This window comes from Burkholderia sp. LS-044 (genome assembly GCF_004803625.1).
GTDB lineage: Bacteria > Pseudomonadota > Gammaproteobacteria > Burkholderiales > Burkholderiaceae > Burkholderia > Burkholderia cepacia.
The window spans coordinates 351,203-366,005 of the sequence record NZ_SSWO01000007.1; the positions used below are offsets into that span (position 1 = coordinate 351,203).

At 70.0% G+C, this 14,803-nt stretch carries 10 protein-coding genes; 8 read left to right on the plus strand and 2 right to left on the minus strand.

Going from position 1 to position 14,803, the window contains the following annotated elements:
* Window positions 1-8: 8 nt before the first annotated feature.
* From E9536_RS20815 to E9536_RS20850, 8 genes are all read left to right on the plus strand, one after another.
* Entirely contained in the window at window positions 9-5,003 is a 4,995-nt protein-coding gene (locus tag E9536_RS20815; RefSeq protein WP_136470529.1) for a non-ribosomal peptide synthetase, read from the plus strand.
* Entirely contained in the window at window positions 4,993-6,027 is a 1,035-nt protein-coding gene (locus tag E9536_RS20820) for a GNAT family N-acetyltransferase (RefSeq protein WP_136470530.1), read from the plus strand. Before E9536_RS20815 ends, E9536_RS20820 begins: the two co-directional genes overlap by 11 nt.
* 32 nt (window positions 6,028-6,059) lie before the next feature.
* Complete coding sequence (locus E9536_RS20825; RefSeq protein WP_136470531.1) at window positions 6,060-7,424, plus strand: lysine N(6)-hydroxylase/L-ornithine N(5)-oxygenase family protein; 1,365 nt, start codon at window positions 6,060-6,062, stop codon at window positions 7,422-7,424.
* A 22-nt stretch (window positions 7,425-7,446) separates the two neighbouring features.
* Window positions 7,447-9,699, plus strand: coding sequence for a TonB-dependent siderophore receptor (locus E9536_RS20830; RefSeq protein WP_136470532.1), 2,253 nt, complete (start codon window positions 7,447-7,449; stop codon window positions 9,697-9,699).
* 86 nt (window positions 9,700-9,785) lie between these two features.
* On the plus strand, window positions 9,786-10,625 hold the full coding sequence (locus E9536_RS20835) for a formyltransferase family protein (RefSeq protein ID WP_042975471.1): 840 nt from the start codon (window positions 9,786-9,788) through the stop codon (window positions 10,623-10,625).
* On the plus strand, window positions 10,625-11,641 hold the full coding sequence (locus E9536_RS20840; protein ID WP_060358145.1) for a GNAT family N-acetyltransferase: 1,017 nt from the start codon (window positions 10,625-10,627) through the stop codon (window positions 11,639-11,641). The genes E9536_RS20835 and E9536_RS20840 overlap by 1 nt, the downstream gene beginning before the upstream one ends.
* A 250-nt stretch (window positions 11,642-11,891) precedes the next feature.
* Entirely contained in the window at window positions 11,892-12,152 is a 261-nt protein-coding gene (vapB, locus tag E9536_RS20845) for a type II toxin-antitoxin system VapB family antitoxin (RefSeq protein WP_049096496.1), read from the plus strand.
* On the plus strand, window positions 12,149-12,565 hold the full coding sequence (locus E9536_RS20850) for a PIN domain-containing protein (RefSeq protein ID WP_060196455.1): 417 nt from the start codon (window positions 12,149-12,151) through the stop codon (window positions 12,563-12,565). The genes vapB and E9536_RS20850 overlap by 4 nt, the downstream gene beginning before the upstream one ends.
* Window positions 12,566-12,619: 54 nt before the next feature.
* Here E9536_RS20850 and E9536_RS20855 read toward each other — a convergent pair whose 3' ends face one another.
* On the minus strand, window positions 12,620-13,525 hold the full coding sequence (locus tag E9536_RS20855; protein ID WP_136470533.1) for a nucleotidyl transferase AbiEii/AbiGii toxin family protein: 906 nt from the start codon (window positions 13,523-13,525) through the stop codon (window positions 12,620-12,622).
* Window positions 13,494-14,567, minus strand: coding sequence for a type IV toxin-antitoxin system AbiEi family antitoxin (locus E9536_RS20860; protein WP_136470558.1), 1,074 nt, complete (start codon window positions 14,565-14,567; stop codon window positions 13,494-13,496). The genes E9536_RS20855 and E9536_RS20860 overlap by 32 nt, the downstream gene beginning before the upstream one ends.
* Window positions 14,568-14,803 lie beyond the last annotated feature (236 nt).

The window sequence follows — 14,803 nt, forward strand, 5'->3', positions numbered from 1 at the left end:
GACGACGGATGACGAAGGTTCAACCCGACTGGCTGGCGCTCGCGACGCGTTTCGCGCAACTGCCCGACGCGCAGCGCGCGGTGTTCATCGACAAGCTCGGCGCGGCCGGCATCGATTTTCGCGTGCTGCCGATTCCGCCGCGCACGCCGCGTAGCGACCGTGTGCCGGCGTCGTTCGCACAGACGCGGCTGTGGCTGCATGCGCGGCTGATCGATGCGCCGGACGCGTACCACATCACCGAGCGCCTGGCGCTGACGGGCCCGCTCGACGCGCACGCGTTGCGCCTGGCATGCGACGCGCTGATCGCGCGCCACGAGGCGCTGCGCACGACCTTCGACGAAGCGCCGGACGGCGTCGCGCAAACGATCCACGCGCCGATGCGCTGCCCGTGGCGCGAAACCGGTCTCGAGGCGCTGCCGGACGCGCAGCGCATGGCGCGCGCGCAAGCCGTCGCGACGGCCGAGGAAGCCGAACCGTTCGATCTCGGCGTGGCGCCGCTCGTGCGCGCCCACCTGGTGCGCTTCGACGCGACGCATCACTGGCTCGCGCTGACCGTGCACCACATCGTGTCGGACGGCTGGTCGTCGGGCGTGATGCTCGAGGAACTCGCGGCGTTCTATCGCACGTATGCGTCCGACCGGCCGGTGCCGCTCGCGCCGCTGCCGATCCAGTACGCCGACTACGCGCTGTGGCAGCGCCGCTGGCTCGACGCCGGCGAGCGCGAACGCCAGCTCGCGTTCTGGCGCGAACGGCTCGATCCGCAGCGCGGCGTGCTGACGCTGCCGGGCGCGGCCGCACGACCCGCGCGCCGCAGTGCGCGCGGCGCCCGCCACGTGTTTTCGCTCGACGCGCGCATCGGTGCGCAACTGCGCGCATTCGCGGCCGCATCGGGCGCCACGCCGTTCGCGGTGCTGCTCGCCGCGCTCGATGCGCTGCTCGCGCGCGCGACGGGCGATGCGCGGATCTGCGTCGGCGTGCCGGCCGCGAACCGCGAACGCGCGGAAGTCGCCGGCCTGATCGGCTTCTTCGTCAACACGCTGGCGATCGACGTCGACGTGCCCGCGCACGGCGATTTCTCGTCGCTGGTCGCGCGCACGCAGCGTGCGCTCGTCGACGCGCAGATGCATCAGGACGTGCCGTTCGAGCAGGTGGTCGATGCGCTCGGCGTGCCGCGCAGCGCGAGCCACCATCCGCTGTTCCAGGTGATGGCCGCGTACGGCGAGCGTCGCGCGTTGCCGGCGCTCGGCGCGGCGTCGGCCGCGTTGCTGCCGTCCGGTACGCCTTCCGCGAAATTCGACCTGACGCTGTCGGTCGAAGCGACGCCGGACGGCACCTTCGACGCCGCGTTCATCTACGCGCTCGACCTGTTCGATGCGGATGCGATCGAACGGCTGGCTGCGCGCTTCGTCACGCTGCTTGCCGATGCGCTCGCGCGCCCGGACATGCCGGTCGGCGATCTCGACTGGCTGCCCGCCGCCGAGCGCGCGCAGCTCCTTGCATGGAACGCGCCGGCCGGCGCGACCGATGCCGAGCCGTTCGTGCCCGTGCATGCACGCATCGCCGCGCATGCCCAGGCACGGCCCGACGCGCGCGGCGTCGCCGATATCGATCGTGCGTTCACGCGCGGCGAAGTCGATGCGCGTGCGGCCCGCCTGGCGCGCCATCTGGTGGCGGCCGGCGTGCGGCCGGAAATGCGGGTCGGCGTTGCGCTGCAGCGCTCGGTCGACCTGCTCGTCGCGCTGATCGCGGTCTTGAAGTCGGGCGCCGCGTTCGTGCCGCTCGATCCGGCTCATCCGCGCGAACGGCTCGCGCAGATCGTCGGCGACGCGAACATCGCGCACGTGCTGACCGACGGCGCGAGCGCCGCGTCGTTGCCCGAGCTGCCGGCGCTGCGCGTGTGGCGCGCCGATGAAGTTGCTGCACTCGACGAAGCGGCGCACGTCGTGCTGCCGGACGTGCTGCCGGGGCACGCGGCTTATGCGATCTACACGTCGGGCTCGACCGGCAAGCCGAAGGGCGTGATCGTCGACCATGCATCGTTCGCGCTGCATTGCGCGGCGATCGCCGAGCGCTACGGCGCGGGCGAGCAGGACGTGTTCCTGCTGTTCCAGTCGGTCAACTTCGACGGCGCGCATGAAGGCTGGTTCTCTCAATACATGTCGGGCGCCGCCGTGTCGGTGACGGCCGACGTGCTGTGGCCGCCCGCGCAGACCTGCGCGATGATGGTCCGCGACGGCGTGACGATGACCTACGTGCCGCCCGGCTGCGCCGCCCAGCTCGCCGAATGGGCGCTCGCGCACGGCGCGCCGCCGACACTGCGGTCGCTGACCGTCGGCGGCGAAGCGACGTCGCGCGAGGCGTTCGCGATGCTGCGCCGCGCGCTGCCGAACGTGCGCGTGGTCAACGGCTACGGGCCGACCGAGACGGTCATCACGCCGACGCTGTGGATGTTCCGGCCCGGCGACGATCTCGCGAAGCTCGGCGACGCCGCGTACCTGCCGATCGGTACGCTGGTCGGTGCACGCACCGCGCACGTGCTCGACGAGCGGCTGCATCCGCTGCCGGTCGGCGTGATCGGCGAACTGTACCTGGGCGGCGAGGGGATCGGCGTCGCGCGCGGCTATCTCGACCGCCCGGCGCTGACGGCCGAGCGTTTCGTGCCCGATCCGTACGGCGCGCCGGGTGCGCGGCTGTACCGCACCGGCGACCTCGTGCGGCGCCGCGCGGACGGCGTGTTCGACTTCATCGGCCGCGTCGACCACCAGGTGAAGCTGCGCGGGCTGCGCATCGAACTCGGCGAGATCGAGGCACAGCTTGCCGCGCACGACGCGGTGCGTGAAGCATGCGCGGTCGTGCACGGGCAGGGCGCACTCGCGCAGCTCGTCGCGTACGTCGAGCTGACCGCCGACGCATGGGCGGCCGCGCAGCCGGTCGAAGCCGCGACGCTCGACGCACACCTGCGCCGCACGCTGCCCGATTACATGGTGCCCGCGCAACTGATCGTACTCGACGCGCTGCCGCGCAACGCGAACAGCAAGGTCGACCGCGCACGGCTGCCGGCGCCCGTGCGTGTCGAACGCGCGTACGAAGCGCCGCAGGGCGGCGATGAAGCCGCGCTCGCGGCGATCTGGTGCGACGTGCTCAATCTCGAGCGTGTGGGCCGGGGCGATCACTTCTTCGATCTCGGCGGCCATTCGCTCGCCGCCGTGCGCGTCGCGACGCGCGTGGCCGAACGGCTCGGCCGCGACGTGCCGGTGCGCGCGCTGTTCGAAGCGCCGGTGCTCGCGCAGTACGCGCGTCAGGTGGCCGATGCGCCGCGCGCCGCGCATGCCGGCGCCGCGGCGCCGGGCGTTGCGGTGGCGAAACCGGACGCCCACGGCGTATGGCCGCTGTCGCCGGCGCAGCTCGGCCTGTGGTTCCTGTGGCGCGCGCAGCCGGACAGCGCCGCGTACAACATTCCGGTCGCGCTGCGGGTGCGCGGCCCGCTCGACGTCGATGCGCTGCGTGCGGCCTTCTCGGATGTCGCGGCCATGCATCCGGCGCTGCGCGCACGGCTCGTGGCGCGCGACGGCGCGCTGCCGGGCCAGCGGATCGACGCGGACGTTTCCGTCGAACTGCCGGTGATCGACCTGTCGGCGCAAGCCGATGTGCTTGCCCGCGCGGCGGCACTGACCGACGAGGATGCGCTCGCGCCGTTCGACCTCGCGGCCGATGCGCCGCTGTGGCGCGCGCGGGTGCTGCGGCTCGGCGCGGACGATCACGTGCTGTCGCTGACGATTCATCACATCGTGTCGGATGGCGAATCGATCGAGCTGTGGCTCGATGCGGTTCGCGCGCGCTATGTCGCCCGCGTGCAGGGCGATGCCATGGCGGCCGGGGAGATCGTCCAGCCGGTCGCCCGGCCGCTCGTGCTGCCCGCGCCGTGCCATCCGGCCCGCGTCGCTTACTGGCGCGATGCGCTGGCCGACCTGCCGGCGCGCCTGCTGCCGCAGCGCGCCAACGCGCCGGCCGTGCCGCAATGGCGCGCGGCGCGCATCGCGTTCGAATTCGACGGCGCGTTGATCCGCGCCGCACGCGATACGGCGTCGGCCGCGCACGCGACGCTGCCGATGCTGCTGCACGCGGCGCTCAACACCGCCTTGTTCCGCGCGACGGGTGCGGCCGACCAGCCGGTCGGCGTGCTCGCGTCGACGCGCGAGCTGACGGGCGACGCGGCCCGCGAGGCGCTCGGCCTCTTCATCAATTCGGTCGTCGTGCGCACGCGGATCGACCCGGCCGCGCGTCGCGCGGACGTGCTGGCACAGGTGCGCGACACGGCACTCGCGGCCTATGCGCACGCCGACGTGCCGTTCGCGGACGTCGTCGCGGCGCTGCGCGCGCCGCGTGCCGCGCAGGCCAATCCGCTGTTCCAGGTGATGTTCAACTACCTGCGCCCGACCGGTGCCGCCGCGCGCGACTGGGCCGGCCTGTCGCTGGCCGGGTTCGACGAGGTGCGCCATCGCGTCGTGTTCACGCTGGAGCTGGACGTCGTCGAGCATCCGGACGGGCGCGTGAGCGCCGCGTTCTCGTATGCGGACGAACTGCTCGACCGCCGCTTCGTCGATGCGCTCGTCGACGTTTACCACGACGAAGTCGCGCGCTTCGCCGGCGCGTCGGAAGCCGCGCTCGGCGCGCCCGACACGCATGCCGTTACGCAAGCGTCGCCGCGCACGCACGCGGCAGGCGACGCACGCGCCGCAACGTCGTCACGCGCACCGCATGCGGCTGCCGCGCTCGCGGCGCTGTGGTCCGACACGTTCGCGACGGCCGCGCCCGAGCCCGATGCCGACCTGTTCGACGCGGGCGCGACGTCGTTCGACGTCGTGCGCTTCGTCGACGCGGCCAGCCGGGCCGGTCACGCGCTGACGGTCGCCGACCTGTTCGCGTCGCCGACCTTCGCAGCACTCGGCGCGCGGCTCGACGCATGCACGGAAACGGGACAGGAGGAACGCCATGCTGGCTGAAGTGCGTCCGGACGGATTCACGATGCTCGATACCTACCGCCTCGCGTTCGCGGACGGCCTGTTCGCCGTGCGCGACGGCGCGGAGATCCGCGTCGCGCAGGGCGACGGCATCGGCGCGCAGCTGTTGCGCGCGCAACTCGGCGACGACGGCGCGCTGCGCCTCGTCGCATACAACCATCGCGCGTCGTCGGCCGACCAGCGGCGTGCGCTGCTGGCCGCATTGGCCGCGGCGTTTTCCGACAGCGCGCGCCACGCGTCGATCCGGCTCGACCCGGCCGCATGGCCGGCGGTCGCGCTCGATGCGCTGCGCGCGAGCGGCGTGCTCGCCGACGCCGGCCGTTGCATGCGCGAAGGCTGGGCGCAGCAGGCCGACCTGTGGCTCGTCGGCCCGCATCTGCCGTGCGCGACGCTGCCGGTATTGACCGATGGCCGCCGCCACCCGCGCCGGCCGCCGGCGCCGCGCGGCGAAGTCTATGCGCGCGACCTGCCGGCGCTCGGCGTGCGCTTCACGCTGCGCGGCTGGCAGCCGGCCGAGGATGCACAACGCGTCGCGCGCTGGTTCGACGAGCCGCGCGTGCGCGACGGCTGGCCGGGCGCGCAGCCTGGCGTGGACGGCGGGCAGGGTGCGGTGCCGGATGCCGATCCGCACGTCATACCGCTCGTCGGCTGCTTCGACGGCGAACCGTTCGCGTATTTCGAGGCGTTCTGGCTGAAGGAAGACGCGCTCGCGCCGCACGTCGCGGCGCGCGACTACGACCGCGGGCTGCGGATGCTGGTCGGCGAATCGCGCTGGCGCGGCCCGCATTGCGTGGCGGGCTGGCTGCCGTCCGTCGTTCATTACCTGTTTCTCGACGACCCGCGTACCGAAGCGGTCGGCTGTGCCGTTCCGGCCGGCCACGCGCGGGTTGCCGACCATCTCGCGCGGCATGGCTTCGCGCGGCAGCGCCGCCTCGCGCTGGCCGACGCGCAGCCGCTGTGGATGCGCACGCTGCGCGAGACGTTCTTCTCCGGCCGTCACGTCTGACGGGCCGGATTCACCGACAAGGGAGCTGAGACATGCAGAGAGAAACCGTATTCGACCTGATCGGCGTCGGCTTCGGGCCGTCGAATCTGGCGCTGGCCGTGCGCCTCGCAGAGCGCGGTGGCGCACGTACGCTCGCCCATTGCTTCGTCGAGCGCCAGCCTGAATTCGGCTGGCATCGCGGGATGCTGCTCGACGACTGCCGGATGCAGATCTCGTTTCTGAAGGATCTCGTCACGATGCGCGATCCGAAAAGCCGCTACACGTTCATCAACTACCTGTTCGAACGCGGCCGGCTGAACGAATTCGTCAACCTGAAGAACTTCTACCCGACCCGCGTCGAGTTCCACGACTACCTGAGCTGGGTGGCCGACGCGTTCGACGATCGCGTCCATTACAGCGAGACCGTGCTGGGCATCGAGCCCGTGCGCGGCGACGGCGCGCGGATCGACGCGCTGCGCGTGCTGTCGCGTGACGCCGCCGGCCACGAGCGCCAGCGCGTCACGCGCGCGCTGTCGGTCGGCGTCGGCGGTACGCCGGCGATCCCGGACGCGTTCGCCGCGCTCGGCCGCGACCGCGTGATCCACTCGTCGTCCTACCTGACCGACATCGACCGGCTCGTCGCATCGCCGGACGGCGAGCGCCGCCGCGTCGCGGTGATCGGCGCGGGGCAGAGCGCGGCCGAGGTGTTCATCGATCTCGCGCGCCGCTTCCAGCATGTCGACGCGAGCCTCGTGATGCGCGCGGGCGCGCTCAAGCCGGCCGACGACAGCCCGTTCGTCAACGAGATCTTCAGCCCCGAATTCACCGATGTCGTCTATGCGCAGCCGCATGACGCGCGCCGCGCGCTGCTCGAGCGCTATCGCGACACGAACTACGCGGTGGTCGACCGGCCGCTGATCGAACAGATCTACGAAATGCTGTACCTGCAGCGCATCGACGGCACGCCGCGTCATGCGCTGCTCGCGAACAGCGCGATCGAGGGCGCGGCGCGCACCGCCGACGGCCGCATCGAGTTGACGTTGCGCGACCGGATGAGCGGTGCGACGCGCGTCGAGCGCTTCGACGCGCTCGTGCTCGCGACCGGCTACCGCCGCGACACGCATTCGGCGCTGCTCGAAGGGCTCGCGCCGCACCTGGGCGATGCGCTCGCGCGTGGCGACGTGACGCGCGACTACCTGCTCGCGACGCCCGCGCACTTCGCGCCGCGCATCTACCTGCAAGGCTGCTGCGAAGACAGCCACGGTTTGTCCGACACGCTGCTGTCGGTGCTGGCACGCCGCGCGGACGAAATCTGCGCGTCGCTCGAAGACGGGATCGCGCGCGCCCATGACGAAGGCGCGGCCAAGGCAAGACAAGAAAACGGGGTGAGCGCGGGCCGGATGGCTTTCGCTCTTTGACAAAGGCGCGGTCGGAGACCGCATGAAAAAAGTGGAGCAGAGAAAGATGGAGTGGGCAACAGGCACGCGTTTGCGTGCGATCGCAGCCGCGGCAAGCGTGGCGTTCGGTGCGGCGGCGGGGCAGGCATATGCCCAGACGGCGCCGGCCGTGAACGCAGGCGCCGCGGCGTCGGCCAGCAGTGCGCAGGGCGGTGCGGCGGCCAGTGCGTCGACCGGTACGCTGCCGACGATCAACGTCAACGCGGCCTCGGAAGGGGACGGCACGGTCGGGCTCGTCGCGAAGCGCAGCCGGACCGGCACGAAGACCGATACACCGATCAACGAGATCCCGCAGACGATCAACGTCGTCACCGCGCAGCAGATCGAGATGACCGGCGCGACCGACGTGAACGCGGCACTGCGCTACGTGCCGGGTTTCTCGTCGTACGGTTCGGACAACCGTTCCGACTGGTACGCGGCACTGCGCGGCTTCACGCCGACCGCCTACGTGAACGGGCTGCAGGTGCCGAACACGATCAACCTCGCGAGCTGGCGCGTCGATCCGTACATGATCGACAACATCACCGTGCTGCGCGGGCCGACCTCGGTGCTGTACGGCGCGGGCGACCCCGGCGCGATCATCGACGTGCAGACCAAGCTCGCCGACGGCGAGCGCGTGCGCGAGGCCGGCGTGCAGATCGGCAACTACGCGCGCAAGCAGTTCATGATCGACGTGGGCGACAAGCTCGACCCGGACGGCAAGTACGCGTACCGGTTCGTCGGCGTCGCGCGCGACGGCAATGCGCTGACCGGCCCGAACAACGACCAGCGCGTCGCGCTCGCGCCGTCGTTCCGCTGGCGCCCGAACGCGGATACGTCGCTGACGCTGTCCGCGACGTACCTGCAGGACTGGGGCGACATCTCGTCGAACTTCGTCCCGGCGGTGGGCACGGTGCTGCCGAACCCGAGCGGGCAAATCAACAAGGACGTGTACGAAGGTGACCCGAACTTCAACTACTACCGCAAGAAGCAGTGGTCGGTCGGCTACCAGTTCGAGCAGAACCTGACTTCGGCGTGGAAGTTCCGGCAGAACGTCCGCCTGATGCACCTGTCGCTCGACAACGGCTCGGTGTTCGGCAACGGCTTCGTCGACGGCAGCACGACCGACGTGTCACGCTGGGCCGGCGTGTTCCAGATGAACTACAGCCGCTTCGACATCGACAACAACGTCGAGGGCCGCTTCGCGACGGGCCCGCTCCAGCACACGCTGCTGCTCGGCTTCCAGTACAACCGCCAGACCGCGACCGACAGCGAATGGCTCGCCGCCGCGTCGCCGCTGAACATCTACAACCCGGTCTACACGCCGGTCACGCTGTCGGTGTTCTCGAATCCGGACACCACGTTCCGTACGAACACGTACACGACGATGAACACGTTCGGCCTGTACGCGCAGGATCAGATCAAGTGGAACCGCTGGACGCTGACGCTCGGCGGCCGCGAGGACTGGGTCAACATGCGGATGGACGACCGCGCGGGCGGCACGTCGACGAAGGCGGACGTGACGGCGTTCACCGGCCGCGTCGGCCTCACGTACCAGGGCGACTACGGGCTGTCGCCGTACGTCAGCTACGCGACGTCGTTCAACCCGCTGATCGGCGTGAACCTGCTCGGCGGCGGGCTGCCCCAGCCGACGCGCGGCAAGCAGATCGAGGCCGGCCTGCGCTGGCAGCCGCCCGGCAAGAACCTGATGCTGAACGCGGCGATCTACCAGATCAACCAGACCAACGGCATCACGCCGGCGCTGCCGAGCCAGGACGACAGCGGCACCAAGTCGGTACAGTCCGGCGAGGTGCGTTCGCGCGGGATCGAGCTGAGTGCGACCGGCAAGGTCACGCCGAACCTGTCGCTGATCGCCTCGTACGTCTACCAGGACGTGAAGGTCATCAAGGCGAACGACAACTCGCTGAACAACTGGCCGGTCGACATTCCGCGTCCGCGCCAGATGGCGTCGCTGTGGGCCGACTGGACGTGGCATACGGGGGCGCTTGCGGGGCTGGGCTTCGGCGGCGGTGTTCGCTACCAGAGCGCGTCGGCCGGTGGGTCCGACAACGCGCTGACGGTGTCGAGCGTCACGCTGTTCGACGCGGGCGTGCACTACGACACGCGCAACTGGCGCTTCGCCGTGAATGCGACGAACCTGGCCAACCGCCACTACATCAGCGGTTGCCAGTCGATGAACGTCTGCGTGTTCGGCACCGACCGCACGGTGATCGCGACCGCGAAATACAACTGGTGACGATGCGCGCCGCGGCCCGCCGGCCGGCCTTCGTGGCCGGTGCGGGCCGGTCGCGGCGCCTTCGTCCGCTTTTCCACGACGCATCCATGCCGAAGAAAAATCTCGTCTACATCCAGTCGCTGCGCAACGGCGCGGCCGATCGCGCCGGCCAGCCGGTCGCGTATCAGGGCGGCACGCGCTACATGAAGGCGCCGCTCGAATTCCTCGTCGAGCGCCTGAACGACTCGCCGCTCGGCGAGCGCTACACGCTCAAGGGCGTGATCGTCGACGACGACGACGGTTCGCCGGCCGACCGCGCGAAGGTGGCCGACTACGGCTTCGCGCGCACGCCGGGCCGCCCGTGGATCCTGCCGGAAGGGTTGACGGTGCAGGGCCGGCCGGTCGACGAACTGTTCTGCACGATTGCGTCGACGTACCGGCGGCTGCCGCGCGACGCACGCGAGCGTGCAGCCGGAAAACAGGCGTTCGAGCGCCGCCTGCTCGAGCGCCTGCTCGAACTCGAAGCCGATGTCGTCGTGCTCGACGGGCTGCTCGTGATCCTCGACGAGCTCGTGCGGCCCGGCGCGCGCTTTCACCGGCGCATCGCCAACATCCACCCGGGCATCACCGCCGACGGTTCGCCGTACCAGCGGCGCGGCGCATGGGCGACGCTCGACGCGCTGCACGGCGCGCGCGGCGAACGGGTCGACTGGGCGAGCGGCGCGACGTCGTCCGTCGAGCCCGTGATGATGACGGGCGCGTCGTTCCACTACGTCGACAACGGCATCGATTCCGGCGAGGTGATCTGCGACGTGCTCGACACGCCGATCGCACCGGACGACACGATTCTCGAACTGCGCTGGAACAACTTCCAGCGCAGCCTGTTTCCGGCGCTCGAGCGGGGGCTGCACGTTCTCGCCGATCGCCACGACGCGGGAGCACTGTGATGCAAGACACGCTGACGAAACCGGCCGGCGCCGCCGACGCCGTCGAAGGTGAAGTGGCCGCGGCGCTCGACGGCGCCGCGCACGGGCCGGCGATGATGGTCGCCGAGCGCTCGCTCGACGCGTGGCGGCCCGACGATTCGCCGGAGGCACTGCTCGCGGCGTTCGTCGCGCTCTTCAACACCGACACGCGATACGACGCGGCGACGATCACGGTGCCGCTCGGCGGCGCCGATGCGGCGGCTGTTGCGTCGTACGTCGCGCGCGCGGTGCGCGAGGGCGTGATCGACGGCGCGCAGGCCGAGGGCGACACGCTGCGGTTCACCGTATCGCGCACGACCTTCTGGCAGAACCCGCGACCGTGGCTGAAGGCGCCCGCGTCGGGCGGGATGCCGCTGCGCCATGCGATCACGAACGGGCACCGGCACCCGGTGCGGCCGCCGTCGCCGGCCGGCGAGATCTATGCACGCCATATGCCGCAGGTCGGGATGACGTTCAGCCTGCGCACCGTCGACATCGACGCGCATGCGGACCTGTTCAGCGGCTGGATGAACCTCGATCGCGTCGCGCATTTCTGGGATCAGCGCGGCACGCGCGACGAGCACGCGGCGTATCTTGCCGAGCGGCTCGCCGATCCGCACATGCACCCGATGATCGGCTATTTCGACGACACGCCGTTCGGCTATTTCGAGTTCTACTGGGCGAAGGAGGATCGTCTCGCGCCGTTCTACGATGCGCACGACTACGATCGCGGGCTGCACCTGCTGATCGGCGATTCGCGGTTCCAGAGCGCCGGCAAGCTGCATGCATGGTGGAGCGGGGTGCTGCACTACATGTTCGTCGACGAACCGCGCACGCAGCGGCTCGTCGGCGAGCCGCGCGTCGATCACGTGCGGCACATCGCGTACATGCACCGGCTCGGGTTCTACACGCTGAAGGAGTTCGACTTCCCGCACAAGCGCGCGGCGCTCACCGTGATCGAGCGAGACACATTCTTCGACACTTTCCGGTTGCCGTGACGGCGCGGGTGCGCAGCGTCGGTGCGACGTTGCGCGCGGTGCGGTGCCGCACCGGCATCGGCCGTTCGGGATATGGACTGCGTGGCCTGCGTCGTGAAGAATGGATCGCTCTCCTCATCGACGACAGGCCGGCAACATGACAAAAACACCCGTGGCAGCGTGGGGCGCGACGTCCGATTTGCGTCCTCTCAATTTGACATATGCTGGCATATGTCTAGAATGGACGCATCGTACTCCCATGGAGTGGCTCATGCGCACCGTTTCCATTTTCAAGAACGCCCGTAACCAGGCAATCCGCATCCCGAAGGACATGGAGTTCGAGGGGGTGACGGAACTCGAGATCCGCCGCGAGGGCGACACACTGATGCTGCGGCCGGTGCGGCCCACATGGCTCTCGTTCGCGAGCGAACCGCTGGCCGACGCCGATTTCCTCGCCGAACGCCCGGCCGTGATCGAGTCCGGCCGCTTCGACCTTTCCGGCGGCGCCGCGCCGACGGAGTCCGGCCAGTGACCACGCTCTACATGCTCGATACGAACATCTGTTCGTTCATCATGCGCGAGCGGCCGCCGGTAGTGCTGTCGCGGCTTCAATCGTGCGTCAATGCGCAGCACCGGATCGTCGTGTCGGCCATCACTTATGCCGAAATGCGGTTCGGCGCAGTCGGCAGGAAGGCGTCGCCGAAGCATGCGGAACTCGTGACGGCCTTTGTCTCGCGGCTCGATGGCGTGCTGTCGTGGGATACGGCGGCCGTCGATGCGACGGCCGCGATTTGCGCCGATCTCGCCGCGCGCGGCACGCCGATCGGTGCGAACGATGCGTCGATCGCCGGGCATGCGATCGCCGCCGGTGCGGTGCTCGTCACGAACAACGGCCGGGAATTCGGCCGGGTGGCCGGGTTGTCGCTCGAAGACTGGGCGGCCTGAGCGCGGCAGTGCGAAAGCGGGATGACGTCGCGGCTTCACATCCACAGCGTCGTGTCATGCGTGCGGTGCGGGTGAATCCGCGAGAAAGGCGTCGCGGAATGCGTCGAGATACCGGTTGGCGTCATCGCTGAATTCACCCGGCAACAGCGCGAACGCACGTGCCAGCAGATCCTGGCCGAGCGTGGCATAGGTCGCTTCGTCGGACAACAGCACGCGGATCGCGTCGCGCGTGTGCGGCGAGGCAATCCGTTTCGCGTCTCGCGCGAGCAGCGCGGCGGCGGCAAGGCCGGGCTGGAACGCATGCAGCTCCAGCAGGTCGGGGGCGGCGTCCCAGATGCGCTCGCGATTGCCTGCATCGTGAAAATTCCGCAGCAGGAACAGCAGGTCGTACGCATCGCTGTTCTGGCGTGCACGCCGGTCCTTCCAGGCGAGCAGCTTCAGCAGCGCGAGCGCCGGCAGGCTGGCCACCGGCACGACGGTGCGCGCGTCGATCGACACCGGCTGCGCGGTGTCCACCGCTTCCTGGAAACCGAGCACGTTCAGCACGAATTCGCCGCCCGGTGGCCAAGCGATCTCGCCCGGCGGCGTTTCGAGCGGCCCGAAAGGCACGAGATCGAGTTCGGTGCGAAAACCGTGCGTGCCGCTGTCGAACAGCAGTTTCTGCTGTTGTTTCGGTGCGCGCGCGAATTGCCCGGTCGCAACGAGCGTATCGACGAGCTGCGCGTGAAACGGCCAGCTCACCGCGCACACCGCGACGTCGACGTCCCGTGTCGCACGCACCGGCCGGATGCCGTGGACGTGCCACATCAGGATGTCGCGCGCGGTTGCGCCGGCGACGACGAAGGCCGCATCGACGCGCGCGCAGGCACGGCTCACCGCTTGCAAGAGTGCGACCGCCGCCGGGTCGAGCGGCCGGCGCGCGTCGACTTCAAGCGGGCGGATGGGCGAGGTATCGGTCATGGATCCGTTCGGCGGCGGCAAGGTTGCGGCTGTCCCCGGACGAGACGAGATCCGCATAGATCAGGAGCGGCGGTACGAGCGGCATGCGCGGCTCGTGCCAATCGAGCGCGGGCGAGTGCGGCCAGAATGCTTCGACGATTTCGACGTCGCCGCGGTCGTCCGGGCGCAGGCGGGCCTGGAGCAGCAGGCGGTTCGATGCCGCGCCGTGCGTATAGACGGTGATCTCGGCCGGCTTCAGATCGTGCGTCAGCAGGTCGGCCGCCGGTTCGCCGCCGAGCCGCGCATCGAACGACGCGAAATCGAAATCGCGCCACCAGTCGGGCGCGAGGCTGGCATAACGACGGCTCGGCAGTTTCGCGCGCAGGCGGCTCGGGTACAGCGCAACCCATTCGTGCACGAAGCGCGGCCAGTCGGGTATCAGGCGCTCGCCATTGCGGCGCTGCCCGACGAGGCCGCGCGCGATCAGGTCGTCCATCGCGAGGTTGACCGTGCCGAGCGCGACACCCGATGCGGCCGCAATCGCCCGATACGGCTGCGCGACGAGGCCCGGCTGTGTCGCGACCGCGAACATCACGGCCAGCCCCTTCGGCGTCGTCGCGCGCGATGCCTGCCGGCGCGGCGTGCGTGCGGGTTTCGGCCGGCCCGCGATCATCACGGTCGCTTCCGGCTGGATCAGGCATGCGTTGCCCGCGGTGTCGAGAAACGGGATGCCCTGGTCGGTCAGGCCGGCGGCCAGTTCGGCCGAAAGATAGGGGGCGATCAGCATCAGCGGCCGCTCGCCGGGTGTCGTGGTCGCGCCGCCGCGGCGGCGCAGTGCCGCGAGTGCGCCCGGCAGCGATTCGACGCGCAGGCTCACGGCGGCCGGCATCTCGAATACGTGCCCGGCAACGTCGAAGCGGATCATCGCGTCGGCTTGCCCGGCATACGCGGCTGGCACGCGCACGGGCCGCGCGCCGAAGCGCCGGGTCGCGCGTTCGAACGCGGCGCAGGCTTCGTCGAGCACGTGCTGTTCCGACATCGGAAGGGGGGCGTTCTCGGGCATCGGAGGCGATTGCTTGTTCACTTGTTCATCAGCGTACACAAAAAATGTACATGCGTCAAAAAGTGAACAATTGCCTGTAACACGTTGATGTGTCGGCATTATTCCGGATGCTTGAACGGTCATCGTCGAATCCTGGCGCTCGTCAAATCGATGTCAAGCCCACAGTTTCACGCGCCCGAACCGTGTGCGGCAGTCACCCGGATGGCCGGTTAACTCATATCGTGCGCGGTACCAGA

Excerpts from the sequence above, each read along its gene's own strand:
- E9536_RS20815 (WP_136470529.1), top strand. The coding sequence starts at position 9 with ATGACGAAGGTTCAACCCGACTGGCTGGCGCTCGCGACGCGTTTCGCG.
- E9536_RS20820 (WP_136470530.1), top strand. The coding sequence starts at position 4,993 with ATGCTGGCTGAAGTGCGTCCGGACGGATTCACGATGCTCGATACCTAC.
- E9536_RS20825 (WP_136470531.1), top strand. The coding sequence starts at position 6,060 with ATGCAGAGAGAAACCGTATTCGACCTGATCGGCGTCGGCTTCGGGCCG.
- E9536_RS20830 (WP_136470532.1), top strand. The coding sequence starts at position 7,447 with ATGAAAAAAGTGGAGCAGAGAAAGATGGAGTGGGCAACAGGCACGCGT.
- E9536_RS20835 (WP_042975471.1), top strand. The coding sequence starts at position 9,786 with ATGCCGAAGAAAAATCTCGTCTACATCCAGTCGCTGCGCAACGGCGCG.
- E9536_RS20840 (WP_060358145.1), top strand. The coding sequence starts at position 10,625 with ATGCAAGACACGCTGACGAAACCGGCCGGCGCCGCCGACGCCGTCGAA.
- vapB (WP_049096496.1), top strand. The coding sequence starts at position 11,892 with ATGCGCACCGTTTCCATTTTCAAGAACGCCCGTAACCAGGCAATCCGC.
- E9536_RS20855 (WP_136470533.1), bottom strand. The coding sequence starts at position 13,525 with ATGACCGATACCTCGCCCATCCGCCCGCTTGAAGTCGACGCGCGCCGG.
- E9536_RS20860 (WP_136470558.1), bottom strand. The coding sequence starts at position 14,567 with ATGCCCGAGAACGCCCCCCTTCCGATGTCGGAACAGCACGTGCTCGAC.